This window comes from Aquimarina sp. Aq107, assembly GCF_943733665.1.
Lineage (GTDB): Bacteria > Bacteroidota > Bacteroidia > Flavobacteriales > Flavobacteriaceae > Aquimarina.
Genome location: NZ_OX030782.1, coordinates 2841582 through 2868133 on the forward strand (window position 1 = coordinate 2841582; position 26552 = coordinate 2868133).

At 32.4% G+C, this 26552-nt stretch carries 18 protein-coding genes; 15 read left to right on the top strand and 3 right to left on the bottom strand.

The window, feature by feature from the left end; all coding sequences use genetic code 11:
• Positions 1-8: 8 nt before the first annotated feature.
• From NMK29_RS12165 to NMK29_RS12200, 8 genes are all read left to right on the top strand, one after another.
• Entirely contained in the window at positions 9-413 is a 405-nt protein-coding gene (locus tag NMK29_RS12165) for a MerC domain-containing protein (protein ID WP_233557601.1), read from the top strand.
• 6 nt (positions 414-419) lie between these two features.
• A complete protein-coding gene (folE, locus tag NMK29_RS12170; RefSeq protein ID WP_108805664.1) occupies positions 420-1097 on the top strand; it encodes a GTP cyclohydrolase I FolE in 678 nt (225 codons plus the stop codon).
• Positions 1098-1128: 31 nt separating this feature from the next.
• Complete coding sequence (locus NMK29_RS12175; protein WP_108805665.1) at positions 1129-2085, top strand: S9 family peptidase; 957 nt, start codon at positions 1129-1131, stop codon at positions 2083-2085.
• A gap of 163 nt (positions 2086-2248) precedes the next feature.
• Positions 2249-3142: a GTP-binding protein gene (locus NMK29_RS12180; protein ID WP_108805666.1), complete on the top strand. Its 894-nt coding sequence runs from the start codon at positions 2249-2251 to the stop codon at positions 3140-3142.
• A gap of 486 nt (positions 3143-3628) precedes the next feature.
• The gene (locus tag NMK29_RS12185; protein ID WP_108805679.1) at positions 3629-4324 is read left to right on the top strand and encodes an ABC transporter ATP-binding protein; all 696 of its coding nucleotides are present in this window, start codon (positions 3629-3631) and stop codon (positions 4322-4324) included.
• Between the two features lie 26 nt (positions 4325-4350).
• Positions 4351-6849 (top strand): TonB-dependent receptor, encoded by a 2499-nt coding sequence (locus tag NMK29_RS12190; RefSeq protein ID WP_108805667.1) that lies wholly within the window; start codon positions 4351-4353, stop codon positions 6847-6849.
• A 73-nt stretch (positions 6850-6922) separates the two neighbouring features.
• The gene (locus NMK29_RS12195; RefSeq protein ID WP_108805668.1) at positions 6923-8374 is read left to right on the top strand and encodes a DUF3526 domain-containing protein; all 1452 of its coding nucleotides are present in this window, start codon (positions 6923-6925) and stop codon (positions 8372-8374) included.
• Positions 8371-9717, top strand: coding sequence for a DUF3526 domain-containing protein (locus NMK29_RS12200; RefSeq protein WP_108805680.1), 1347 nt, complete (start codon positions 8371-8373; stop codon positions 9715-9717). Before NMK29_RS12195 ends, NMK29_RS12200 begins: the two co-directional genes overlap by 4 nt.
• A gap of 25 nt (positions 9718-9742) precedes the next feature.
• Here the strand turns inward: NMK29_RS12200 and NMK29_RS12205 are convergent, their stop codons facing one another.
• Entirely contained in the window at positions 9743-10792 is a 1050-nt protein-coding gene (locus NMK29_RS12205; RefSeq protein ID WP_108805669.1) for a succinylglutamate desuccinylase/aspartoacylase family protein, read from the bottom strand.
• A gap of 148 nt (positions 10793-10940) precedes the next feature.
• Between NMK29_RS12205 and NMK29_RS12210 the strand changes: the two genes are divergently transcribed.
• On the top strand, positions 10941-11552 hold the full coding sequence (locus tag NMK29_RS12210) for a pyridoxamine 5'-phosphate oxidase family protein (RefSeq protein ID WP_108805670.1): 612 nt from the start codon (positions 10941-10943) through the stop codon (positions 11550-11552).
• A 123-nt stretch (positions 11553-11675) separates the two neighbouring features.
• Here NMK29_RS12210 and NMK29_RS12215 read toward each other — a convergent pair whose 3' ends face one another.
• Both NMK29_RS12215 and NMK29_RS12220 read right to left on the bottom strand, forming a co-directional pair.
• Positions 11676-13019, bottom strand: coding sequence for a PAS domain-containing sensor histidine kinase (locus tag NMK29_RS12215; RefSeq protein WP_108805671.1), 1344 nt, complete (start codon positions 13017-13019; stop codon positions 11676-11678).
• Entirely contained in the window at positions 13009-14355 is a 1347-nt protein-coding gene (locus tag NMK29_RS12220; RefSeq protein WP_108805672.1) for a sigma-54 dependent transcriptional regulator, read from the bottom strand. The genes NMK29_RS12215 and NMK29_RS12220 overlap by 11 nt, the downstream gene beginning before the upstream one ends.
• A 361-nt stretch (positions 14356-14716) precedes the next feature.
• On the opposite strand from NMK29_RS12220, the gene NMK29_RS12225 reads away from it, so the two are divergent.
• The 6 genes from NMK29_RS12225 to NMK29_RS12250 all read left to right on the top strand — a co-directional run bounded on the left by NMK29_RS12225 (position 14717) and on the right by NMK29_RS12250 (position 26543).
• The gene (locus tag NMK29_RS12225; protein ID WP_108805673.1) at positions 14717-15967 is read left to right on the top strand and encodes an efflux RND transporter periplasmic adaptor subunit; all 1251 of its coding nucleotides are present in this window, start codon (positions 14717-14719) and stop codon (positions 15965-15967) included.
• 28 nt (positions 15968-15995) lie between these two features.
• A complete protein-coding gene (locus NMK29_RS12230) occupies positions 15996-16673 on the top strand; it encodes an ABC transporter ATP-binding protein (protein ID WP_108805674.1) in 678 nt (225 codons plus the stop codon).
• Positions 16674-16732: 59 nt separating this feature from the next.
• On the top strand, positions 16733-19132 hold the full coding sequence (locus tag NMK29_RS12235; RefSeq protein WP_254097217.1) for an ABC transporter permease: 2400 nt from the start codon (positions 16733-16735) through the stop codon (positions 19130-19132).
• 72 nt (positions 19133-19204) lie between these two features.
• Complete coding sequence (locus tag NMK29_RS12240; protein ID WP_108803946.1) at positions 19205-21610, top strand: ABC transporter permease; 2406 nt, start codon at positions 19205-19207, stop codon at positions 21608-21610.
• A gap of 33 nt (positions 21611-21643) precedes the next feature.
• Complete coding sequence (locus NMK29_RS12245) at positions 21644-24091, top strand: ABC transporter permease (protein ID WP_108803945.1); 2448 nt, start codon at positions 21644-21646, stop codon at positions 24089-24091.
• A gap of 25 nt (positions 24092-24116) precedes the next feature.
• Entirely contained in the window at positions 24117-26543 is a 2427-nt protein-coding gene (locus NMK29_RS12250; RefSeq protein WP_108803944.1) for an ABC transporter permease, read from the top strand.
• Positions 26544-26552: the final 9 nt, after the last annotated feature.

Below are 26552 nucleotides of genomic sequence, written 5' to 3' on the forward strand. Positions count from 1 at the left end.
CTTTTACTTTGAATATTTTACAAATACGTAGCAACTCTGATACCTTAGGTATTATAGCCAGTAGTTTATGTTTAGCACACTGCTTAGCAACTCCTTTTTTATTTCTTGCCAATACCGGCTCCACTCTATTTCAAGATGGACATTCTTTATGGTGGAAATCACTGGATATTATTTTTTTAGGACTTTCATTTATCGCAATTCGTCAAACCACTAAAACCACCACAAACCATAGAATAAAATATGCTTTTTGGTCAGCTTGGACGATGTTGTTATTTATTATAATGAATGAAAAGCTATCAATTATACCACTACCTGAAGAAGTTATATACGTAGTATCATTAATATTAGTCGGATTACATTTTTATAATAAGAAGTATTGCCGCTGTAAAGATGAAAAATGCTGCACAAATTAATGCATAATGAGTACTAAGAATCAAAACGAAATAGAATTAATTGGAGATGCCCACATTTCCAATTCGACAGAAACTCCTTTACGGGCAGATGCTTTTGATACATCTGATGAAGACAAAATTAAAAACATACAACATCATTTTGCAGAAATCATGAAAGAGTTAGGACTTGATCTAACCGATGACAGTCTCTCTGGAACTCCTTACAGGTTTGCAAAAATGTATGTAAAAGAGCTTTTTTATGGTTTAAATCCAAAGAACCGTCCTAAGACTTCCATTTTTGAAAATAAATATGGATATCAGAAAATGTTGGTCGAGCAAAACATCAATATTGATTCTTCTTGTGAACATCACTTCTTACCAATTGTTGGTACCGCACATGTTGGATACATTCCTAAAGATAAGGTGATTGGGCTATCAAAAATCAACAGATTGGTAGATTATTATGCCCATCGTCCACAAGTACAAGAAAGATTATGCTTACAAATTTTAAAAGACTTACAAGAAACCCTAGGGACTGAGGATGTGATTGTGGTAATACAGGCTAAACATCTTTGCGTTTCCTCAAGAGGAATTAAAGATAAAAGCAGTTTCACAACTACCATCGAATATAGAGGGAAATTTGTTGAACCTGATACTAGAAAAGAGTTCTTTGATGTTATAAACAAACCTTTTGACACAGTTTAAATGTTAGGAATCATTAAGTAAAAAACTAATAATGAGATATAAACTAACAATACTTTTGCTTTTCACTGTTTTTAAGTGTTTTGTTTCTTATTCCCAAAACGGTAAAATTATAGAAAAGGAAAGGTTAATTTTAAGTGATTCTATCATTACCAAAATCCACAAGGCAGATTCTGCCATGATAAAAGCACTTGAAAACATTGAGTTTTTTCGAATTACGTATCTATCAGATTCTCTTAAGGTAAAAGGTTTTATCGCTAAACCAGTTCAGAAAGGTAATTTTCCTTGTATTATTTCAAACCGCGGAGGTACAGGTGAATTCGGGAAATGGAATGATATAGGAGTAGGCTTCTTTTTGGGAAAACTCGCTAGTTGGGGATATGTAGTGGTAGCAAGTCAATACAGAGGTAATGATGGTGGTGAAGGACAAGAGGAAAGAGGTGGAAAAGACGTAAATGATGTACTAAGTCTTGTAAATACTTTAGGAGAAATTGATAATGCCGATACATCGAGAATTGGTATAGAAGGTGCTAGTAGAGGAGGTATGATGACATATCTTTCACTAAAAGAAACATGTCAATTCAAAGCTGCCGTTGTCCTTGCCGGTGCTGCTAATGCTTTCGAACATCTCGTACATAGACCCGATTTTGAAGAGCATGTATATGCTAAGGTTATTCCTAATTATTATGAGAATAAAGAAAAAGAACTCAAAGCACGGTCGGCAGTGTTCTGGGCTGATAAAATGTGTAAAACAACTCCAATGTTAATAATGCAAGGTAGTGCTGACTGGCGTGTTCCTGCGACAGAATCACTAGAATTATTGAACAAGTTATATGAATATAAACACCCAGTTCGTTATATCTTATTTGAAGGAGCTGATCACCGAATATCAGAATTTAGAAAAGAGTTTTTTGCCCAAACCAAAAGCTTTTTTGATTTTTATGTAAAAGAGCTTAATGATTTACCAAATATGGAGTTACATGGTAGATAATCGATTTGTAAATAAGATAACAATGACAAACTTACTTCCAAAAACGATTCTGTAAAGTTTGTGAATTTTAAAAAAAACTTCGCTTTACCAGAATAATATTCATCAATTTTTGTAGATTTTATTACTAAATAAACCATAGATATTTACCATTTTTATTAAAAACATGGAAGCTATAATTACAATTGTTGGTTTCTTGGGAGCCGGAAAAACGACGCTTTTAAAACACTTAATGACAAGCTACATCAATAATAATTGGAACCCTTTTATTGTTCTAAATGATTATGAGAATGCAAATCTTGATGCGCTTCAGCTTATTGATAAAATTGATCCTAAGTGGATCCGAGCCCTTACAGGTAGCTGTATTTGTTGTAGTGGTATTAATGAATTAAGAGATTACGTAAACCGAATTCCAGAACGTACGAATGGAGTTACTTTAATCGAAGCCAATGGCACTTCTGATGCATGCGCGTTAATGGAGTTCTTAGGTGTTGGACTTAACGATAGATTCTTACCCCCTATCCAGATATCTGTTGTCGATGTAAAAAATTGGCAAAAAAGAGGAGAATATGATGAACTAGAATCAAATCAAGTACAAGTGTCTTCGTTGATTATCCTAACTCATCTTGAAGAAACAACTAAAAATAGACAAACTCTTGTTATAGGAGAACTAACAGCACTCAATCCCTTCGCTAAAATTTTAACAATGGATGAAATTGATGCTACACTTCTTCCTAAACTTTTGCCTTCTAAAAACATCGCTCAGAAACTTGATCATCAAAAAGCACATTGGTCTTCTTGTTCCATAGACCTGCCAGATCTACCCAACTTAGATTGCATCTATAATATCTGTAATGCATTACCAAAAAGTATGCTAAGAGTAAAAGGTTGTACAAAAATTGGAAGCGAAAAAAAGTATACTTATTTTGAACGCAATCCAGATGGTCAAGTATTTATTCGACCATTTAATGGCATACCTATCACAGGTCCAAAACTTCTTACAGTAGGACCAGGAAGTGAATCTTCATTATTAGAAAAAGTTATCCAAACTAATCTTTAAACCTGCTTTAAGCATTAGAAAATCTATTACAGCTTACAGCTACTTCAAAACATAACGCTTAGCTACATTTTTAAGTTTCACCATAGCGGTGCTATGCTAAAACTTATAAAATATCATATTTTATTGCATCTGAAAGCTTCATTACGACGTACTAATGCATAAAGCGGGTTAAAAAACAAAACTAAGACCTTAGTAAAATAAAAAAGAGCATCGCAGCACATAGATAATGTGATCTATATATTCTTTATCAAAATACTAGTCTGTTTCCTTAACCAATCAAACAATATTTGTATTAATGTCATAGAATTAAGATATACATTAATGTAATATTAATGCAACGGTATTGCAAAAACAAATATTATAATTATGTTTGCAACATAGTTGCATTAAATACTCTTTTACAGTATAAACTATATGTTTTTTGATCAATTGTATAATTTGATTAAGGAACAAAAAGGGCTTAACTCTCAATTAAAAAAAACTCATATGCTTAAAGCAATAAATCTCACCAAAACATATGGTAAACATCAAGCACTTAGCCAATTAAATTTATCAGTTGATAAAGGAGAAATATTTTGTTTACTAGGTCAAAACGGTGCCGGAAAAACAACTACTATTAATTTATTTTTAGGCCTAATTGAATCTACTAGTGGCGAAGCTTTAATTAATGGAGTTACCGTTACACCCAATAATAACAAAACCACTAACATGATTGCATACATCCCTGAAGTTGTGCAATTATACGGTAATCTATCTGGTACTGAAAATTTAAACTTCTTCAGTAGATTGGCGGGTTTTAAATACTCAAACAAACAGCTTTCTGACTTTTTATCAAAAGCAGGACTACAAGAAAACGCACATCAAAACAAGCTATCCTCCTACTCCAAAGGGATGAGACAGAAAGTTGGTATTGCCATTGCACTTTCTAAAAATGCGGATTACATCTTCATGGATGAACCCATCTCAGGTTTGGACCCCAAAGCCACACTTGAGTTTACCAAAATTTGTAAAGAATTAAGCAATAACGGCAAGGCTATTTTTATGGCTACTCATGACATTTTTAACGCAGTCAATGTAGGAACAAAAATTGGAATTATGAAAGAGGGACAACTTGTACATACTTCCAATACCGACTCTATAACCGCAACTCAACTACAAGATTTATACTTAAAAACTATCTGAACGTAAAACAAATCAATTAACACACAATGAAACTTTTTAGATTATTACCCACCCTTTTATTTATATTATTTGGTTCTGCCACATTTGCACAAGTAAAAGTAACAGGAACCATCGTCGACGCCGAAAATACTCCAATAGTCGGAGCTACCATTTTATTAGAGAATTCTGAAAATAATTTTGGAAAACTAACTAATAGATCTGGACAATTTGAAATAGATGCTCCTTCTGGCAACTACAACCTAGAAGTGAGATATTTAGGATTTCAATCCTATAAGAAAAGTATCGAAATAGGTGATGGTTCTACATTTGATGTAGGAACTATACAATTAGAAGCAGGTACTGAGCAATTACAGACTGTCGAAGTTGTAGGTCGTGTAAGAAAAGATTATAATAGTGATTATTCGTTTTCTGCAACCAAAATAGCTATTAAAAATAAAGAGTTGCCACAATCGGTAGCTACAGTAACTAAAGAACTTATTGATGATCGTCTAGCATTTCAATTACCAGATGCTGTCAAAACAGTAAGTAGTGTATCAGCGACGGGATTATATAATCATTATAACATTAGAGGTATAACTCAAGCTGATGACGGACAAATGCTTAATGGAATGCGTACACGTCAATATTACTTTTTACAACCTATAACATCTCACCTTGAGCGTGTAGAGGTTATTAAAGGGCCTTCTTCTGTAACTTTTTCTAGTGCAGATCCTGGTGGAACTGTAAATATGGTAACTAAAAAACCATTGACTGAAAAAAGAAATTCAGTAAGTTTAACAACAGGGAGTTTTGGAACTCTAAGAGCGACAGCAGATTTCACAGGACCATTGAACGATTCTAAAACTTTATTATATCGTTTTAATGCGGCTTTTCAAGAAGCAGATTCTTTTAGAGATGTTGTAAATAATAATGCTATTTTAATCACTCCTTCTTTGAGTTATATTCCTAACGATAAGACCTCACTTAATGTGGAAATGATTTACAATAACGCTGAGGGTAATTTAGACAGAGGTCAGCCAATTTTTGGCGCAATTAATGGCGAGTTTGATTTGAATAGCACACCAATCACAAGAAACGTAGGTGCATCAAACGATCACTATAAAACTAAAGAGCTCATATTTATGGCTAATTTTAGTCAAAAGTTTACTGAAGACTTTGGCTTTAATGCACAGTTCATGAAACAAACTTGGGATGAAGATTTAGCTGAGCATAGAGTTGACGGTACAGCCGTTGATATTGATGGAAATGTGATTCCTACACTTGCAAGAATGCGGTATGACAAAAGGCAACAATTTTGGGAAACAGATAACTTTAGTGCCTATTTTAATTATGACATCAAAAAAAATAATATTACCAACAAATTATTAGTTGGATACGATGCTACGAGATGGGAAAGAAAAATTGGAGCGGGATTCCTTCGTGCAAGAAGATATTTAACAGTAGATGGAGGTCAGGCTAATTATGACCCAACTAACCCTGGTAATTTTCAACAAATGGTTGTAGATGGTGTAACTATGCCAGTACCAGCTGTTCCACATTTTAACTTAGAAAACCCTTTTAATGGAGCCAGAAATACAAATAGTTACAACCTTGCTGAATTAACAATTCCTGCAAATTTAAACACTTCAAACGGTATCTATATCCAAAATCAATTCAAGATTGGAAAATTATCAGCATTAGTAAACTTAAGATATGAGTGGTTTACAGACATTTTTGATTACAAAAATGATGAAGAAGAATTTAAAACTAGTGCTTTTGTACCTAGACTTGGTGTAACTTATGAGATTACAGATGATATTAGTGCGTATACAACATATTTAGAAGGATTTCAACCACATACAAATACAGTATCATTATCTCCAACCGCAGAAGGTTTTTTCTGGGCAGCCTCACCAAGTAGATTCGATCCATTAGAAAGTAGTTTAATAGAAGTAGGTGCTAAAGGAGAATTTTTAAATGGAAAAATCTTTGCCAACTTCGCAATTTTTAATGTTACTCAAAAAAACATCTTGCTTGGAGATACCTATGATTTAGATAATTTAACAACAAGAGGAGAGCAAAGAAGTAGAGGTTTTGAAGCAGATATATCAGGATATATACTACCAAATTTACAATTAACAGCTTCTTATTCTTATACAGATGCTACAATTGAAGAAGATGCTGTCGCAGAATTTATAGGAGCACGAATCGGTGGAGCTCCAAAACATAATGCGAATTTTTGGGGGAGATACGACTTTAATTCAATTTCATTTTTAAAAGGAATTGGTGTTGGTTTAGGCGCACAATATGTAGATGAAAGATTTACTTGGTACAATCCTACATACGATACCAATAGAGTATTATTACCGGAATACACGATATTTGATGCAGCTGTATACTACAAGCCAAGTTACATGAATATGCAGTTAAGTCTAAAAGTAAACAACCTATTTAATGATACTTATTGGTTAGGTGGTCTTAACCCTTCTAGACTAGGACCAGGTGCTCCAAGAAATATCTTGTTAAATGCAACGTATACATTTTAAAGAATGAAACCGATATGATTGAATCAATCATATCGGTTTTATATCACCATTGACAAACAATAAAAGCGAACATATGAAATGGGCTAATATTAAGTTATTCGTATTAAACTTTTTGCATAATGCAACAACTACCAAGAATTTCTATCTATTGTATACCATTTTTATAGTATTAACGTGCTATGCCGCTTTTAGTGGTATAAAAAATCATATTACACAGAATGAAATTCGATTAGACCATCAAGTCAAAGCGAGACAAAGCTGGGAAGCTAACCCAGATAAGCACCCACACCGAATGGCTCATTTTGGAACTTTTGCTTTTAGAATAAATGCTTCCTTAGGAATATTTGATTATGGGTTAGAAAGTTTTACTGGGAATACAGTTTTTTTAGAAGCCCATCGACAAAATAGTGTAAACTTTTCTGAAGCTACTTTTTCTACAGGTATGCTGCGATTCGGAGAATTAAGCTTATCATTATTATTACAACTGGTACTCCCACTAATCATGTTTTTTTTAGGTTTTTCTAGTATTGCAAAAGACAGACAAAATGGAACCTTAAAAATGTTATTATCACAAGGAGCTACCTGGAAAGAGATTCTATTCGGAAAATCTCTGGGGCTTTTTGCTATTTCTATGTTATATTTTATTCCTGTTTTTTTAGTAGTAATCATCGCTCTTTTGATCTATGGTCAACAAGGTGCTAATCAATCTCTTTGGCTGCGATTATTATTTATAAGCTTTGGGTATTTAGCTTTTCTATTTATTATATCAGCCTTGACCATGATCGTTTCTGCAACTACCCGTACTGCAAAAAATGCTTTACTCAGATTATTAGGTATTTGGTTATTATTAGTGGTCTTATTACCAAAATCTGCACAAGCTATGGGTAATTATTGGTTTCCTACTCCTAGCAAATTAGCTTTTCAATCTTCTATTGAAAAAGAGGTAATCAAAAAAGGTGATAGTCACAATCCTAATGATCCCCATTATAATAATCTGAGGGACTCAGTTTTAAGTGTTCATAATGTTAAAAAGGTAACAGATTTGCCCTTTAATTATTCAGGATTTGTAATGCGAGAAGGAGAAAAAATAACGGCTAATTTATATCGAAAGCATTATAAAAATTTGGTCTCTATTTATAACAATCAAAATGATGTAACCCAGCTATCATCATTCATCAATCCCTTTACAGCCATCAAACAATTATCAATGACGATGTCAGGAACAGATTTTTCATCTTACATTGACTTTCAGAATCAAGCAGATACTTATCGATATCAGCTAGCTCAAACTATGAATGAATTACAAATGGAATATATAAGTCCAAAAAAAGAAAGTGGATCTGAAGGAAAAAAACATGTAGTTGATCATGAACATTGGTCAGAATTTAAAGATTTTAGACACCAACCTATGGCTTTTTCTAAATCAATTAAAGAAGCTTCTCTTGCATTGATTTCTATAATATTATGGGTGTTATTGATCTTCTGGTTATTGTTATTCACATCAAAAAAAGCAAAAGCTATATGACAACGTTAAAGTTATTTTTACAGCAATGTATCAGGTCTAAAGAAGTCTGGATAAGTTTATTGCTTATTACTCTTTTAGGAATAATAAGTATTGTTATTGGCAACAAACACTTGGAAAGACAACAAGATGCAATAGCAGAAGTAAAATCATATCAAGCACAACATTTTGATCGACAAGTAGCGCTGCACAATGAAGACTTAGGGTTGTTACTGTATTATGCAAAATTCGCTTATATAAACAACCTAAACCCATTAGCTGGGCTATCCATTGGTCAGTCAGATGTAAATCCTACTGTAAAGCGAATTACTATTAAGACTTTTGAAGCTCAAAAATATGATACTGATTTGGTAAACCCAATGAATTTACAATCTGGTAATCTTGATCTATCATTTGTAATCATTTATTTATTTCCGTTATTAGTTATTGTATTATCTTTTAATGTTCTTTCAGAAGAAACAGAAACAGGTACTTGGCGATTAGTAACCATACAAGCGAGATCTAAATTAGGGTTCATTATATCCAAGCTTTTAATCCGATTGATCCTATTATATATTACACTAATTGTTCTTTTTTTTATAGCAAAACTAGTGCTCAACCTAACTTTTGACAGCAACTTAGTTTGGATGTTAGGATTGTCAATGTTATATATCCTATTTTGGTTTACATTAACTTTCTTTATCATTATGTTTAAAAAGTCTTCTGGTTTTAATGCATTACTACTTTTATCAGTTTGGCTAGTATTAATAATTCTTTTACCTGCTGGTATTAATGCATATGTATCAGCAAAATATCCAGTCCCAGAAGCATTAAGTACAGCAATTGCTCAACGAGATGGGTATCACGTTAAATGGGATACCGATAAATTGACAACTATAGAGAAGTTTTATGAACACTATCCCCAATTTAAAGAATATGGATACCCTACAGATGGATTTAACTGGTTATGGTATTACGCTATGCAGCAAATGGGAGATGATGACTCAAAAAATCAACAAGAAGCTTTAAACGAAAAGATAAAGTTACGTGAACAAACCAGTAGTCGAATTGCATCCATAATTCCGAATATGCATATACAACTAGTTTTTAATCGACTATCTGGAACTAGTATGAGCCAGCAAATGGATTATCTAGAAGCCACTGATGCGTACCATGAAAAATTAAGATTGTTTTTTTATCCGAAAATATTTAAAAAACAACAAGCAAAAACTATTGATTGGAAACAATTTACTCCAGAATATTACGAGACTACTTCTAACCTATCTCCAATAAAAAGTATGATTCCAATTGTCATTGCATCGATATTGATGATTTTAATTTCAATACCAAGAATTAGGCGCTTATAATTCGAATATTAAGGTTTATACCTCTTTACATTGGCGTCATACCAACATTCATGATAGTTTCTCCTTTATTAATAGGAGGAGTACCTATCATATAAAGGATCATTCCATTTTGTGATGCTTTAATATTTTCTAATGTATTACCAAAAAAATCAGTTATATATCCCACTAGTTCTCCTTTTTTAATAAAATCGCCCGCTTTTTTATCAGAGTAAAAAAGTCCAGTTGATGCACTTTTAATTGTAAATCGTTTCGCTATAATTATTGGTTTGGTTAAAACAGATTGGTTATTAGCATTCATCATATTAAGATGAACTAATAAAGAAAACATAGCATTCACAATTCTATTAATTTCTATTTCATCAGGAATCCCTAATTTACCACACTCAATATCAACAGAAGGTATTTTGCGATGAAACGCTTCTTGTGAACAATACAAACTAGGAGTCTGTAATCGTTCCTTTTTAATATTAAAAATGATGGTATAATCAAAACCCATTGCTAAAGCCATTTCCTTTCCTTTTCGAGAAACTTCTGGTAGCGCTTTACTCTGATACCAAGCATTATAGGAACGTAAATCTTCTGGAGCATCCCCAGCATGTATATCAACGAAAAAATCAGACCTTGCAATTACTTCTTTAGTAATTATATCTGCTATACGTTCGGTTATGGATCCATTAGCATCACCGGGAAAAGAACGATTGAGGTTCTTATTATCTAACGGGTTTAAAAACGGACTCCTACCGAGAAAAGCTGGCACATTAGCTATTTGCACTAAGATAACCGTACCTGATAATTTTGTTGGATCTATTTTTTGATTCAATTGCTGGGCGGCAAGAATAGGTGGATATTCATAGCCATGAACTCCCGCTGTGATTCCTAAAACAGGTCCTGACTTTAATCCATTAAATATTGTAACAGGAATATAGGTACTATCCTTATCACTAACTACCGGTATTTTGAAATTTTCTTTAGTTCCTGGTTTGATAAATTTATTTTGAAAAATAAAAGAATTTTGTGCTATCCCATTAGCAACAAAAAAAATAAAAACGAAAAAAAAGAGTCTTGTGTTGAGCATATAAACAAAGATAATTAAGCTTATACAAAGTAAATTATAATAAGCTTTTATACATCATTATTATAATATAAAGTTTCGGTAAGTTTTATTAAAATTATGAAAGCTATTATAAAATACATAGACTATTAAGGTGATTTAAAATTTAAATATGAGTGAGAATTTTATTAGTGATATAGCCTTTAGTACAGAGGTAAAAAAGCGACAGGAAGAAATGGGATCGAGAAAAGCTTATCAAAAAATGGCAGAACGTCGTGACTGGCAGGATGAGATTAATGAAAGTCTTAGATCATTTATCAGTTTAAGGGATTCATTTTATATGGCTTCTGTAAACCCTAGTGGGCAGCCCTATATCCAACATAGAGGTGGACCCAAAGGTTTTCTTAAGGTACTAGATAAAAAACACTTAGCCTTTGCGGATTATGCTGGAAATAAACAATACATATCGATTGGTAATTTCGACACCAATGCTAAAGTTCATCTTTTTTTAATGGATTACCCTAACAGGATGAGAATAAAAATTTGGGGAGAAATTGTAATTCATGAACCAGGTGAAACCCTTTTACAACAAGTACGTGATGAAAATTATACCGCCGAGATAGAACGTTTAATAAAAATTAAAGTTAATGCGTGGGATATCAATTGTCCTCAACATATAGAACAAAGATTTACAACTGAAGAATTTCAGCCTCGTGTAAAACAACTTGAAAATAAAATAGCACAATTAGAAAAACAGCTAAAGGAATTTCAAAACCAGAAATAATTAATAATTATTAGATGTTTTTAGTTATTAATCATATCCAATTTTATCTAAGATACTATATTCACCTATAAATTATTATCCAATAAGTAAATAATATTATAATATGATTACCAATCCTAAACTCTAAAATACTAGACTAAACACGGTACCTTCATTTTCTCTACTATTAACCAAAATTTTACCTTTATGGAGTAACATTATTTGTTTACATAAACTAAGTCCTATTCCACTACCTGTAGATTTACTTGTGAAAAACGGAATAAAAATACTATCCATAATATCTTGAGGAATCCCAGAACCATTGTCATATACTTTAATAACTATATTTCTATTTGGTTTTTGTTCTGCTAGTACCCTTATTTGTGGATCTGGTCTATGTTTACACGCATCGACTGCATTAAGAATAAGATTAATTAGTACCTGTTCTATAAGGTAGCTATCAATATCTAATTCAATTTTTGGAGGAGTAACCTTAAACTCAATGTTTATATTTTTTACATCCAAAGATGGCTGCATTAATAATTGTATCGTTTCAAAAAGTTCTGTTATTTTTTTTCTATCAAGATTTAAGTGTGTTACTTTACTAAGACTTCGATAGGTCTTAGCAAATTTTAAAAGACCTTCACTTCTATTCTTAATTGTTTTTATACCTGAATTTAAATCTTCAATTTCTAATGGATAGTCATCTGGATTATCGAGAGTAAGTTGTAAATGCGACTGTAAAGTATCTGCCAAAGACGAAATAGGTGCTATAGAATTCATAATTTCATGAGTCATTACACTCAATAATTTCTTCCAAGCTTCAGATTCATTCCTATTTAGTGTATCATCTATATTTTGTAATACTATAAGCTTAAATGGATCTTCTTTTACCTGAAAAACGGTATCAGAAATTAATACTTTTATTTTCTCATTTTGAACCGCGATAGAAATTGAATTTGGTTCTTTATGATATGTTTCAAATATAGCATCATACAAATCTGGTTTTCTTCCTTCTACAAAACGAATATTTTTAAACGACGGAACATCTAAAGTTTCTCTAAAAGAATCATTAGACCATAATACATCTCCGGTTTCTAGATTGTATGCGATAATCCCAATATCTACCATTTCTAAAATCTTCTGTAGATATACGTATTGGGCCTCATTCTTAGAGTTTATTTCCTTTATCGTTCGATTAACCTCATTAAAACCTTTATATAAAAACCTGATATCTTTTGGTCCTCTATCTTCTGGGAACCATCTCGAAAAATCTCGATATTTAACAGCTTCAAAAAAATCATCCATCACCACAAAACGTCTTTTTACAAAACTATATGTAGAATACAAAAAATATAAAATAACGAAGCTAATTATAGTAATACTACTTGTATACTCATTATCAATAGTATACACAAGACCTAATATTAGAGCTACCAATACTAAAATCCTAAAAAAGAGTCTGGCAATATAACCGTTATAGTTCATATTTATCTAGCCTTCTATATAATGCTGCTCTAGTTATTCCTAACTCTTTTGCAGATTTTGAAACATTTCCTTTATTTTTTTCTAAAACAGTAAGAATTGCATTTTTTTCTAAACTATCTAAGTTCATTGTGGTGTTAGAAGTTTTACTAGTCTGTCTTTCTATGGAAGAAAACACCAAATCTTCTGGTTTTAAGGAAGTACTATCAGCCATAATTACGGCTCGTTCTAAAACATATTGTAATTCCCTTACGTTACCAGGGAAATCGTGATTTTTTAATTTAGAAATAAAACCAGAATCCAATGAAAATTGGCTTTTATTGTATTTATCAGCATATACGGATATAAAATGTTTTGCCAACAATGTAATATCCGTTCCTCTATCTCGTAAAGGTGGCATTACAATATCTACCGTATTAATTCTATAAATTAAATCTTTTCTAAACTTTTGCTCATCTGCTAATACTTTTGGTTCAATATTAGTAGCGCAAATAAGTCTAATATCAATTGATATAGCTTCATTAGATCCTAATGGAGTAACTAATCTATTTTGTAACACGGTTAGTAAACGTACTTGTTGTCCTAAAGTAATATTACCAATCTCATCTAAGAATAATGTCCCACCATTCGCAGCCTCAAACCGTCCTACTCTATCTTCTTTAGCATCTGTAAAGGCACCTTTTTTATATCCAAATAACTCACTCTCGAACAATGAAGATGTTAATGCTCCAACATCTACTTTAACGAAAGGTTGATCTCTTCTATTAGAATTATCATGTAATGCTTTTGCAATTAAATCTTTACCAGTACCATTTTCTCCTAAAATCAGAACATTTGCATCCGTAGGTGCAACCTTTTTTAGTTTTAAAAAAACATCTTTAATTGCTTCGCTTTCGCCTATTATTGCACTTGTTCCTACCTGAGATGATTTATTATCAGAAGCATTGGATTTTCTAGCCTTTAATAAAGAACTAATCGTGTGTATTATTTTTTCATTTTTCCAAGGTTTCACTAAAAAATCAGAAGCCCCTTCTTTTAATGCTCTAATTGCTAAATCAATATCCGCATACGCAGTGATTAACACCACATCTGTTTTTGGTTTCGATTTTTTAATTTCATTTAACCAAAAAATACCTTCATTTCCGGTATTGACCAAACCATTAAAATTCATGTCAAGTATAATAATATCAAAACTCTTTTTATTTATCTGAGCTCCAATATTACTTGGATTTTTTTCGATTACCACCTCTTTCACCAAAGGCTTAAATAAAAGACGTAATGCAGTTAGTACATCTACATCGTCATCAATAACTAAAATTGTAGCTTCTTTTAATACCATTGATACAATATTACAATATTATCTGCAGCATATAAAAAATAGAAAAATAAAATACTAAAGATTCTTAAATGTACTATTTCCGAACAGAAAGTGTATCGAAACCGAACACTTTTATTTTTACAAAAAACCATTACAAACTGATAATCAGTACTTTATTTTTTTGGCACTATCTTGAATATATAAGAAATGAATACAAATAAGATGATAACCTATAACTAGATAACACAAAATAAAATGAGCAAATCAATTCTAATATTAATAGTAAGCTTACTGACTATAAAAGATGTTTGAAAATCTATTACCAATTCGAAAAAAATAAAATAAAATCAACTAATAAACATCAATAATCAAAAGACCTGACATGGACGTTCCAATTCAAAAAAAGAAATTCTCAAAATCACGTATCGTAATGTTGATAGGCGGTGTATTACTCCTAGCACTTCTAGTATTTGTGTTTTCACAATCAATGGGTGGTTCTAAATTAAATGTAGAGAAAGAACGCATTGCAATAAGTACAATTAAAAAAGATGTATTTCAAGAAAACATACCTGTTAATGGAATTGTATTACCTATTACAACTATCTATCTAGATGCTTTAGAAGGCGGAAGAGTAGAAGAAAAATTTGTAGAAGACGGTGCGATAATGAAAAAAGGAGAACCAATATTAAGATTATCAAATACCGATCTAGAATTAAGTCTTATCAATCAAGAAACCTCTGTATACAATTTATTAACTCAAATGCAGATTTCGCAAAATGCTGCTCGTCAAAACACAATAAATCGTCGTAATCAATTCACTGATGTAGAAAACAGTTTGATAGAAGCTAAAAGAGTATATGAATTAAATAAAAGATTATATGATAAAGGAGCTGTAGGACGCCAAGAATATGAATCTTCTGCTAATGATTACAAATATCAACAACAACGTATGCAACTAGCTAAACAAGTATTAAGTCAAGATTCTTCTGCTACTAAACAAGAAGTTAGTCAAGCGCAGAGTTCATATGCAAGAACACAAAGTGCTCTAGAATTAATGAGAAAAAAAGTTGGTGATCTTGTAGTGCGTGCTCCTGTAGATGGTCAATTAACATCACTAGATGCAGAAATTGGACAATCAAAAAACAAAGGAGAACGACTAGGCCAAATTGATGTATTAAGCGGATTTAAAGTAAGAGTAGATATTGATGAACATTATATTTCAAGAATTTATAATGGCCAAAAAGGAACCTTTGCCTTTAATAATGAAACATATACGCTAATCATAAAAAAGGTATTCACTCAGGTAAACAATGGAAGGTTTCAAGTAGATATGCAATTCGAAGGTAATGTACCAGAAGGAATTAGAAGAGGTCAAAATCTTCAAATCCGAGTAGCACTTAGTGCAGAAAAACAAGCACTATTAATTCCGAAAGGAGGATTCTTTCAAAAAACTGGAGGTAATTGGGTATATAAAATAACAGAAAACGGAAACTCAGCATATAAAGTAGCTATCCGATTAGGTAGTCAAAATACAGAATACTATGAAATTATTGAAGGGTTACTACCTGGAGATAAAGTGGTAACATCAAGCTATGATAGCTTTGGAGATACTGAAGAATTAATATTAAAGTAAAAAGAAGTCAATTAAAAAAACGAATAAAATGATACAAATTACGGACTTAGAAAAGTTTTACAGAACTGAAGAAGTACAGACCATAGCGCTAAACAAACTATCTTTTAATGTAAAAGAAGGGGAATTTGTTGCCATCATGGGACCATCAGGATGTGGTAAATCAACTCTACTTAATATTCTAGGATTATTAGATGATCCTGATGGAGGAAGTTTCAAATTTAATGGTCAAGAAGTAGCTGGATATAATGAGCGTAAACGTTCAGATCTTCGAAAACATAATGTAGGTTTTGTTTTTCAAAGCTTTAACCTGATTGATGAACTTACAGTTTTTGAAAATGTAGAGCTTCCATTAATCTATACGGGTGTTAAACCAGCAGAACGAAAAAAACGTGTAGAAGAGGTTTTAGAAAAAATGCAAATCATGCATAGACGCAACCACTTTCCGCAACAATTATCCGGTGGACAACAACAACGTGTAGCAGTAGCAAGAGCTGTAGTTAATAATCCTAAGCTTATTCTAGCAGATGAACCAACAGGAAATTTAGATAGTACTAATGGTAACGAAGTGATGGATTTATTAATCGAACTAAATGAAGCCGGTACTACTATCATTATGGTTACGCATAGTGAACATGATGCTAAATACAGTCATCGCATTATCAGAATGCTAGACGGACAAAAAGTGACAGAAAATATATTGACGTAATCGCAAAGGTCATTCATCAATCAATAATCAATCAAAATCGAATCAGCAAATCAACAATTATGTTTAGGAATTACATCAAAATAGCATTTAGAAACCTTCTTAAAAATAGAATCTATTCTTTTATTAATATTTCTGGTCTTGCTCTTGGTATGGCTGTAACTATAATGATAGGATTATGGATCACGGATGAACTGAGTTATAACAATTATTTTGAAAACAAAGCAACCATTGCTCAAGTTTTCCAAAGTCAGACATTTAATGGTAAAATAGGTACAGGACCTGCAATTCCAAGACCTCTGGAGTTCGAATTACGAGAAAAATACAATGATAATTTTAAGTATATCATGATGTCTTCCTGGACGCAGCCCCGATATTTAAGATATGGTGAAAAAAGCATTTATAGAGAAGGTAATTTCATGCAAGAACCTGCGCCGGATGTATTAAACCTAAAAATTCTTCAAGGTGAAAAATATGGATTAAAAGAAAAGAATTCAATCATGCTTTCTAAATCCACAGCAGAAACACTATTCGCTAAAGAAAACCCTCTTGGTAAGATCATAAAAGTAAATAACACAGATGATTTAATAGTAACCGCTGTTTATGAAGACATACCTGTTAATAATGCTTTCGAAGATACAGAGTATATTATTCCATGGAAACATTATATCACCACTCAAGAATGGTTGACAAGATCTGCAGATGCTTGGGGAAACAATTCGTTTCAGCTTTTTGTACAGATCAATGACAATACTACTATGGATATTGTTACGGCCAAAATAAAAGATGCCAAGAAAAAAGCCAATGAAGAAACCGCAGAATTTAATCCCCAGTTGTTTTTATTACCTATGAAAGACTGGCATCTACGTTCTAATTTCGAAAATGGTGTTCAAACAGGTGGACGTATAGAAAATGTATGGTTGTTTGGTATTATTGGCTTATTTGTATTACTATTAGCCTGCATTAACTTTGTGAATTTAAGCACTGCTCGTTCAGAAAAACGTGCCACAGAAGTGGGTATAAGAAAATCTATTGGTTCTAAAAGAGGACAGCTGATTTTTCAGTTTTTAAGCGAATCTTTTCTGGTTGTTGTCTTCTCTTTTGTTTTAGCACTTATTATTGTTTTATTATTTTTAAACGCCTTTAATAATTTAGCTAGCAAAGAAATTGTTTTTCCATGGTTAAGCCTTCAGTTTTGGAGTGTGTCTCTGGTATTTATCATTTTAACTTCATTTCTCGCGGGTAGCTACCCTGCACTGTATTTATCTTCTTTCAATCCTGTTTCGGTTTTAAAAGGAACTTTTAAAGCAGGGCGTTTTGCAGCAGTTCCCAGAAAAATATTGGTAGTTACACAGTTTACAGTATCTATTGCTCTTATTATAGGTACACTCATAGTAATGAATCAAATACAGCATAGTAAAGACAGGCCTGTAGGATACAATAAAGAGGGATTGATACAAATCCCCGTTATGAGTGATGAATTCATTGGTAAAGCTGATCTAATGCGTAATCAATTCATAGCCTCGGGTGCAGCAATAGAGATGGCAACAACCAGTAGTCCTACTACAAATGTTTGGTCAAACAGAAGTGGATATACTTGGGATGGAAAGCCTGAGGGTTTTCAGGAAGATTTAGCATATACAGAAGTATCTTATGAATTTACTAAAACATTAGATATCGAAATAATTGCAGGTAGAGGTTTTTCCAGAGAATTCGCCTCTGATTCTAATGCCGTAATTCTTAATGAAACTGCAGTGAAATATATGGGGTTGAAGGATCCAATAGGTAAATATATTAGAGATTCTGACACCGAAGATCCTAACGATCCACTTAAAATTATTGGAGTAATCAAAGATATGATTGTTCAATCTCCTTATAGTCCAGTAAAACAAGCGATGTATGTATTTGACAAAAATCAGAATGCAAGTTTTTTTAATCTGCGGTTACACCCTGCAAAAAGTGTGAATAGTAGTTTAGTACTAGTAGAAGAAACTTTTAAAAAGAATTTTCCAAATCTTCCATTTGATTATCAATTTGTAGATCAGGAATATGCTAAAAAATTCAGAGCAGAAGAACGTATTGCTAGTTTAGCAAAAGTGTTTACCATGCTAGCCATTTTCATAAGTCTTTTAGGTTTATTTGGTCTTGCATCTTTTGTAGCAGAACAACGTACAAAGGAAATAGGAGTCCGAAAAATTCTTGGAGCTTCTCTTGCTAATTTATGGATACTACTTTCTAAAGACTTTATCAAACTAGTAATTATTGCACTATTTATATCAGCGCCAATAGCCTATTATTTTATGAGTCAATGGCTGCAAAAATTCTCCTATAGAACCGACATCTCCTGGAATATATTTTTAATCGCAGGCTCTGGAGCATTGATAATAACTATTATTACAATTAGTCTACAGGCTATAAAATCTGTAACAGCAAACCCAGTAGATTCTCTAAGAACAGAATAAATTAACTAATAATGAACTTGTTTAAGTATCAATCAACCTGTCTATAATTGGCGGATCAAAAAACGAACTGTTATGATTAGGAATTATTTTAAAATCGCATTAAGAAACTTATTGAAAAATAAGATCTATTCCTTTATAAATATATCTGGATTGGCAATTGGTATGGCCGCTACTATGCTGATTGGTTTATGGATATATGATGAACTTAACTATAACAACTACTTCGAAAACAATACAACCATCGCTCAGGTGTTTCAACACGAATCTGCTAATAATATTATAGATACAGGTCCTGCCATACCAAGACCATTAGAGTTTGCATTGAGAGAAGGTTATGCTGATAATTTTAAACATATTATTATGTCTTCTTGGGAACAACCAAGATATATCCGTTTTGGAGAGACTAATATTTACAGGCGGGGAAATGCGATGCAAGAAGGTGCTCCAGAGATGTTGAATTTAAAAATTATCGAAGGTATAAAAGATGGTCTAAAAGATAAGAATTCAATAATGCTATCAGAATCTTCTTCAAAAACACTATTCGGAAGTACTTCTGCTGTTGGCAAAATTGTAAAAGTGAATAATCAGGATGACTTAATTGTTACTGCAGTTTATGAAGATATTCCTGATAACAATTCGTTTAACGATATGGATTACTTAATACCTTGGGAGTATTATATAACAACACAGTCTTGGTTACAAAGAGCAAAAACTGCTTGGGGAAATAATTCATTTCAAATGTTTGTGCAGATCAATGATAATACATCTATGGAAGCTGTTACTTCTAAAATCATTGATGTTAAGAAGAATGCTTCTCCAGAAGAAGCAGAATTCAATCCTCAAATCTTCTTATTTCCAATGAAAGATTGGTATTTGAGAGGTGATTTTGAAAATGGTGTTCAAAGCGGTGGTCGTATTGAAAATATTTGGTTATTCGGTATCATCGGTATCTTTATTTTATTATTGGCTTGTATCAATTTTGTTAATTTAAGTACAGCTCGTTCAGAAAAACGAGCTATAGAAGTTGGTATAAGAAAGTCTATAGGTTCACAAAGAGGCCAGCTTATATTTCAATTTTTAAGTGAATCATTCTTAGTTGTATTTGTGGCATTTTTAATAGCTATTGGAATTGTGTTATTGAGTCTAGATGGCTTTAACAATTTAGCAAGTAAAGCCATTGTTTTTCCGTGGACAAATACCCTATTTTGGGTTGCATCCTTAATATTCATTTTTTTAACTGCATTCTTATCTGGAAGTTATCCCGCATTGTATTTATCATCTTTTAATCCTGTCACCGTTCTAAAAGGGACTTTTAGAGTTGGTCGTTTTGCAGCACTTCCAAGAAAAATATTAGTAGTTACTCAGTTTACAGTATCTATTGCACTTATTATAGGTACACTCGTGGTGATGAACCAAATTCAGTATAGCAAAGAAAGACCAACAGGTTATGACAAAGAAGGTTTAATTCAAATACCAGTCATGAGTAGTGAATTTAGCGGGAAAGCAGATATCATGCGAAATCAATTTATAGCTTCTGGAGGAGCTGTAGAAATGGCTACAACAAGCAGTCCTACGACAGATGTTTGGTCCAATAGAGGCGGTTATACCTGGGAAGGTAAACCAGTTGGTTTTCAAGAAGATTTGGCATATACTGATGTATCCTATGAATTTATCGAAGCCTTGGGTGCAAAAATAATTGAAGGAAGAGGTTTTTCTCGAGATTTTCCAACGGACTCTTTAGGTGTTCTTCTTAATAAAACTGCAGTTGAGTATATGGGAATTAAAAATCCTATAGGGAAATTGATACGGGACTCTGATGTGGATGATCCTAACCCAATGCCCCCTCTCAAAATTATTGGTGTTATCGATGATATTATTATGCAATCACCATATAGCCCTGTAAAACAATCCATGTATGCCTTTGATAGATTTGGTAACATTTCTTTTTATAATCTGAGGTTGAATCCGGAGAACAGTGTTAGTGATAATTTAGAAATCGTTGAAACCGTATTTAAAAACAATTTTCCTAATGTACCATTTGACTATCAATTCATAGATCAGGAGTACGCTAAAAAATTCAGAGCAGAAGAACGTATCTCCAGTTTAGCAAAAGTTTTTACCATGCTAGCCATTTTCATAAGTCTTTTAGGTTTATTTGGCCTTGCATCTTTTGTAGCAGAACAACGTACAAAGGAAATAGGAGTCCGAAAAATTCTTGGAGCATCTCTTGCTAATCTATGGATATTACTTTCTAAAGACTTTATCAAACTAGTAATTATTGCACTATTTATATCAGCGCCAATAGCCTATTATTTTATGAGTCAATGGCTGCAAAAATTCTCCTATAGAACCGACATCTCCTGGAATATATTTTTAATCGCAGGCTCTGGAGCTATTATCATCACTATCATTACGATTAGCATACAGGCAATAAAATCAGTAACTGCCAATCCAGTCGATTCATTACGAACAGAATAAACAAATCAAAAAACGAACTGTAAACTAACAATCATGATAAGGAATTATTTTAAAATAGCTTGGAGAAATATACAGAAGCAAAGAGTATTTTCTTTGATCAATGTAATTGGTCTTACTATAGGTTTAAGCGTATCATTCATTATTGGTCTAATGGTATATTATGATTATAGTTTTGATAAATTTCATCCCGATGGCGACCAGATCTATAGAATCGTTACAGATTTTCACAGTCCAGAAGGAACATTCTACAACTCGGGAGTCACGGTAGCCTTAGAAGATGTTATAAAAGATAATTCGAATTTTGAAATAGTAAGTGGTTTCTATATTGAAAGGCCAGCGAGTGTTCAAAATAAAGAACAAAACATCAAGTTAAAATGGCCTAAACATGTGATTTTTACTGACTCAGATTATTTCGATCTTTTTCGGTATAACTTTATTGCAGGAAATCAATCAACTGCTTTATCAAACCCTAATAATGTTGTATTAACAGAAGAAAGAGCTGCCAATTATTTCCCTGATTTATTACCGAATGAAGTCATAGGAAAAACATTAGTTTACAACGATTCATTAAATATTACAGTAACAGCGGTTGTAGCATCTTTTAAAGAACGAACGGATTTTATTTTTCAAGAATTTATCTCTGGCCCAACACTTCTTAAAACAAGATTAAGAGGAAATTTCTTAGACAAGAATTGGAATTCTACTGATTCTAATTCGCAGTTATTTGTTAAGGTAAATCAACAAGCAGACTTCCAAAAAATACAGGAAGAGTTTAATGCTTTGGCTGATGAACATTTAGATGAATACTCTCGTAGCCACGGACAATCTAAAGAGTTTAAATTACAAAGTCTAAATGATATTCATTTTAATAAAAACTATGGTATTTACGATTGGCAACAAGGGCAAGCAAGCAAACCTTTATTAAGAAATCTAGCGCTTGTCGCATTGTTTCTATTATTACTTGGATGTATTAATTTTATAAACCTTAATACCGCCCAGGCTACAAGGCGTGCTAAAGAAATTGGAATCAGAAAAACATTAGGTAGTTCTAGAAAACAACTAATTAGTCAATTCCTAGGAGAAACATTTTTATTGGTCTTGTTTTCTACTATACTATCATTAATATTATCAAAATGGTTACTTAATCTTTTTTCTGATTTCATAGCCGAAGACCTAGAATTTCAATTATTCAGCAATCCAATAATTATCATTGGCATCATAATACTTGTAGTAATAATCACCATATTATCTGGATTTTACCCTGCACTAGTGCTATCAAAATTCAATACTATTACGGTCCTGAAAAATAATATCGCGGTCGGAGAAAGAAAAAATGGGCTTAGAAAGTTTCTTACCGTTTTTCAATTTACAATTGCTCAAGTTTTTATAATAGGAACTCTATTAGTAGGAAAACAAATTAATTTTTTGCTTAATCAAGATATGGGGTTTAAAACAGATGCCGTTGTATCAGTCTATAGTCCTAGAGGAGAACGACAACTCGATAAGAAGAAACAATACTTACAAAAGTTACAAAGTATTCCACAAATTAAACAATTAAGTTTAGGAGGCACCCCACCAGCTTCTTTATCTTCTAACACTACAACTACTACTTATAAAACTGAAGAAAGAGAAGTTCAATCAGATTTACAATTCATTTTTGGGGACACTGATTATTTAAAACTTTTTGAATTAGAATTATTAGCCGGTAGAACATATAGAAATGATACTATAAAAGAAATCGTTATTAATGAAGCAGCAAGAAAAATCTATGGATTTAAAACACCAGAAGATGCTATCGGCAAAAGAATAGACTTCGGAGATTATACGGTTCCTATTGCTGGTGTTATGGCTGATTTCTATCAACGTTCATTAAAATCAGAGATTCGTCCAATGGCATTAAGAGGTGATTGGGACAGAGATGTTTTTAGTCGGTTCCAAGCAGTACATATCGCTTTTCAAAACACTAATCCCGACGATTTGCAATCTACATTATCCAAAATAGAATCTGCATATGGGGATGTATACACAGATAAAGAAGACTATCGTATCGATTTTATGGATGAAACCGTAGCTAAGTTTTATAAAAGAGAACAAAAAGTTTCAAAATTATTGAACTGGGCAACAGGTTTATCAATTCTAATTAGTTGTTTAGGACTTCTTGGATTAGTCATCTACACTACCAATAAAAGGGTTAAAGAAATAGGTGTTCGCAAAGTTTTAGGAGCTTCATTATTACAGATAAATACATTGCTATGTAAAGAGTTTTTAATTTTAGTAGGAATCGCATTTATAGTAGCAACACCGATTGCTTGGTATGGAATTCATAATTGGTTACAAGATTTTGCATATAGAACCAATATAAGTTTTTGGACCTTTTTAGTAAGTGGATGTTTAATGATGTTATTTGCATTATTAGTAATTGGTATAAAAACCTTTCAAGCTGCAAATGCCAATCCAGTAAACTCATTACGCACAGAATAAATCATCAATCAAAAAACGAACAATCATGATAAGGAATTATTTTAAAATAGCTTGGAGGAGTCTTCAAAAAAACAAATTACAGACTATAATCAACCTTTTAGGATTAACTGCAGGAACCGTTTGTTGTTTGAGCATATTGGTATATGTATTTGCTCAGTTTGGATATGATGATCATCATGATAATGCTGATACCTTATACAGAGTTCGTACAATCATTGATGATCCAGGTTCTATTCAGTTTAATGCCGCATCTTGCAGTCCTCCTATAGGGTTTGCAATGAAAGAAGATTTTCCCGAAGTTCTAGAGGTTACCCGATTAGTATATATGGGAGAAGGATCAGAACAGTTAATTAGAGTAAGTGATAATAATGAAGGATTCTACGAACCAAGAGGGTATCTGGCTGACCCTACGGTATTCAATATTTTTTCATTTAACTTGATTGAAGGAAACCCCAACACAGCTCTGGTTAAACCCAATACCGTAGTTTTATCATCAACATTAGCAACCAAACTTTTTGGAAACGTACCGGCTATTAACAAAACTATTATATCTGGTAGTGGAACACAACAATTATCACTTACAGTTACAGGTGTTTTTGATGATAATAACTTAGAAAAGTCACACATACAACCAAATTACTTGGTGACCATGAACACACCTGGTTTAGGTGAGTTTGTGAGAACCGCTCAAAATTTTGCAACTCAGAATTTTGTTTACACCTATGTTAAACTTAATTCATCTACAAGTGCTTCTCTAGTTGAAGAAAAACTTCCAGCTTTTCTAAATGCGCATGGTGCTAAAGACTTTGCCAAATTAAATTTTACAAAACAACTCATCTTGCAAAAAGTGAGTGATATCCATTTACATTCTAAAGGCATATCTAGGCAAATCGGTCCAATATCCGATATTAGTTATTTGTACCTATTAATTACATTGGCATTATTCATTCAATTAGTAGCCTGTATTAATTTTATAAATCTTAGTACAGCAAGAGCCAACAAACGAGCTAAAGAAATAGGGGTTCGAAAAACCATCGGCGCTGATAAAAAATCACTAATTGGTCAGTTTCTAGGAGAATCTGTTTTACTTTCTTTATTTGCGTCACTGATCAGTATACCTATAACTACGTTGATATTACCATTAGTAAATCAATTGACGCAAAGCACTATTGAGTACACACAAATATTTAGTTGGCCTATTTTACTTATTTTATTAATCATAGGAATTATTACAGGACTTATTGCTGGTATCTATCCTGCATTAATCTTATCCTCTGTAAAACCAACTCGTGTTTTAAAAGGAAGTGTTTCTATAAACTCCGGAGGAATCCTTTTAAGAAAAGGATTAGTTGTATTTCAGTTTGTAATATCTATTGGATTAATTGCTTCCGTATCTATTATAACAGAACAAGTTCGTTTTGCTCAAAACAAAGATATGGGGTACAATACGGATAATTTAATTGCTATTCGACTAGGTACTGAAGAAGCTTTTATGCAATACAGCACATTAAAAACAAATATGAGTCAGATATCTGGTGTAAAATCTGTATCAGGTTGCAATACTTTTCCATCGCAATTTCTACGAGATGATGTTGGTGCATATTTGCCCGGTAGTGATCCGTCAAAGCCAAAATTAGTTAAGGTAAATGGAATAAATTCAGGATATTTAAAAACAACTGGCACAACCTTATTAAAAGGTAGATCATTAAAAATGCAAGACAGTAGCCAAGTTTTGGTAAACAAAGCTACCATCGATGCGTTCCAGATCAATATTGATAAAGCAATAGGACAAAAAATCCATTTCACCACAGGGGGAGATGTAAGTACAGTAGAAATTGTTGGGGTTACTGAAGATTTTCATTTTGCATCACTCAAAGAAGAGATTGAACCTCTATTATTGTTTGTTGATACAAGTCCTAGTTGGTTATTAATAAAAACAAAGACTGCAAATTTTGAGAATATCCTTGATCAATTAGAGATTGCTTGGAATGATATTAATAAAACTACCCCCTTTGTCTATAGTTTTGTTGATAAGGAAACCGAAAAATTAATCGCAGAAGAAAAAAGATTTGCTAATATTTCTATAGCTTTTACCACATTAGCGATATTAATAAGTTGTCTAGGATTATTTGGTTTAATCTCATTCATGGCCGAACAAAAAAAGAAAGAAATTGGGATTCGCAAAGTTTTGGGAGCAAGTGTAAGTACTGTTATGAAAATGCTTACTAAGGATTTTTTCTTACTAATACTAATCGCCTTGGCTATTGCCGCTCCTCTATCCTACTATTTTATGGAAAATTGGCTACAGGACTTTACATATAGAATTTTAATAAGCTGGTGGGTTTTCCTAATAGCTGGTATTGTAACAATGACTATTACTTTTTTAACAATTAGTATACAGGCTATTAAAGCTGCGACTGCCAATCCAATAAACTCTTTACGAACAGAATGAATCATCAAT

Bases quoted from the DNA above. Each gene is read 5' to 3' on its own strand.
- folE (WP_108805664.1), top strand. From the start codon at position 420: ATGAGTACTAAGAATCAAAACGAAATAGAATTAATTGGAGATGCCCAC.
- NMK29_RS12175 (WP_108805665.1), top strand. From the start codon at position 1,129: ATGAGATATAAACTAACAATACTTTTGCTTTTCACTGTTTTTAAGTGT.
- NMK29_RS12180 (WP_108805666.1), top strand. From the start codon at position 2,249: ATGGAAGCTATAATTACAATTGTTGGTTTCTTGGGAGCCGGAAAAACG.
- NMK29_RS12185 (WP_108805679.1), top strand. From the start codon at position 3,629: ATGCTTAAAGCAATAAATCTCACCAAAACATATGGTAAACATCAAGCA.
- NMK29_RS12190 (WP_108805667.1), top strand. From the start codon at position 4,351: ATGAAACTTTTTAGATTATTACCCACCCTTTTATTTATATTATTTGGT.
- NMK29_RS12195 (WP_108805668.1), top strand. From the start codon at position 6,923: ATGAAATGGGCTAATATTAAGTTATTCGTATTAAACTTTTTGCATAAT.
- NMK29_RS12200 (WP_108805680.1), top strand. From the start codon at position 8,371: ATGACAACGTTAAAGTTATTTTTACAGCAATGTATCAGGTCTAAAGAA.
- NMK29_RS12205 (WP_108805669.1), bottom strand. From the start codon at position 10,792: ATGCTCAACACAAGACTCTTTTTTTTCGTTTTTATTTTTTTTGTTGCT.
- NMK29_RS12210 (WP_108805670.1), top strand. From the start codon at position 10,941: ATGAGTGAGAATTTTATTAGTGATATAGCCTTTAGTACAGAGGTAAAA.
- NMK29_RS12215 (WP_108805671.1), bottom strand. From the start codon at position 13,019: ATGAACTATAACGGTTATATTGCCAGACTCTTTTTTAGGATTTTAGTA.
- NMK29_RS12220 (WP_108805672.1), bottom strand. From the start codon at position 14,355: ATGGTATTAAAAGAAGCTACAATTTTAGTTATTGATGACGATGTAGAT.
- NMK29_RS12225 (WP_108805673.1), top strand. From the start codon at position 14,717: ATGGACGTTCCAATTCAAAAAAAGAAATTCTCAAAATCACGTATCGTA.
- NMK29_RS12230 (WP_108805674.1), top strand. From the start codon at position 15,996: ATGATACAAATTACGGACTTAGAAAAGTTTTACAGAACTGAAGAAGTA.
- NMK29_RS12235 (WP_254097217.1), top strand. From the start codon at position 16,733: ATGTTTAGGAATTACATCAAAATAGCATTTAGAAACCTTCTTAAAAAT.
- NMK29_RS12240 (WP_108803946.1), top strand. From the start codon at position 19,205: ATGATTAGGAATTATTTTAAAATCGCATTAAGAAACTTATTGAAAAAT.
- NMK29_RS12245 (WP_108803945.1), top strand. From the start codon at position 21,644: ATGATAAGGAATTATTTTAAAATAGCTTGGAGAAATATACAGAAGCAA.
- NMK29_RS12250 (WP_108803944.1), top strand. From the start codon at position 24,117: ATGATAAGGAATTATTTTAAAATAGCTTGGAGGAGTCTTCAAAAAAAC.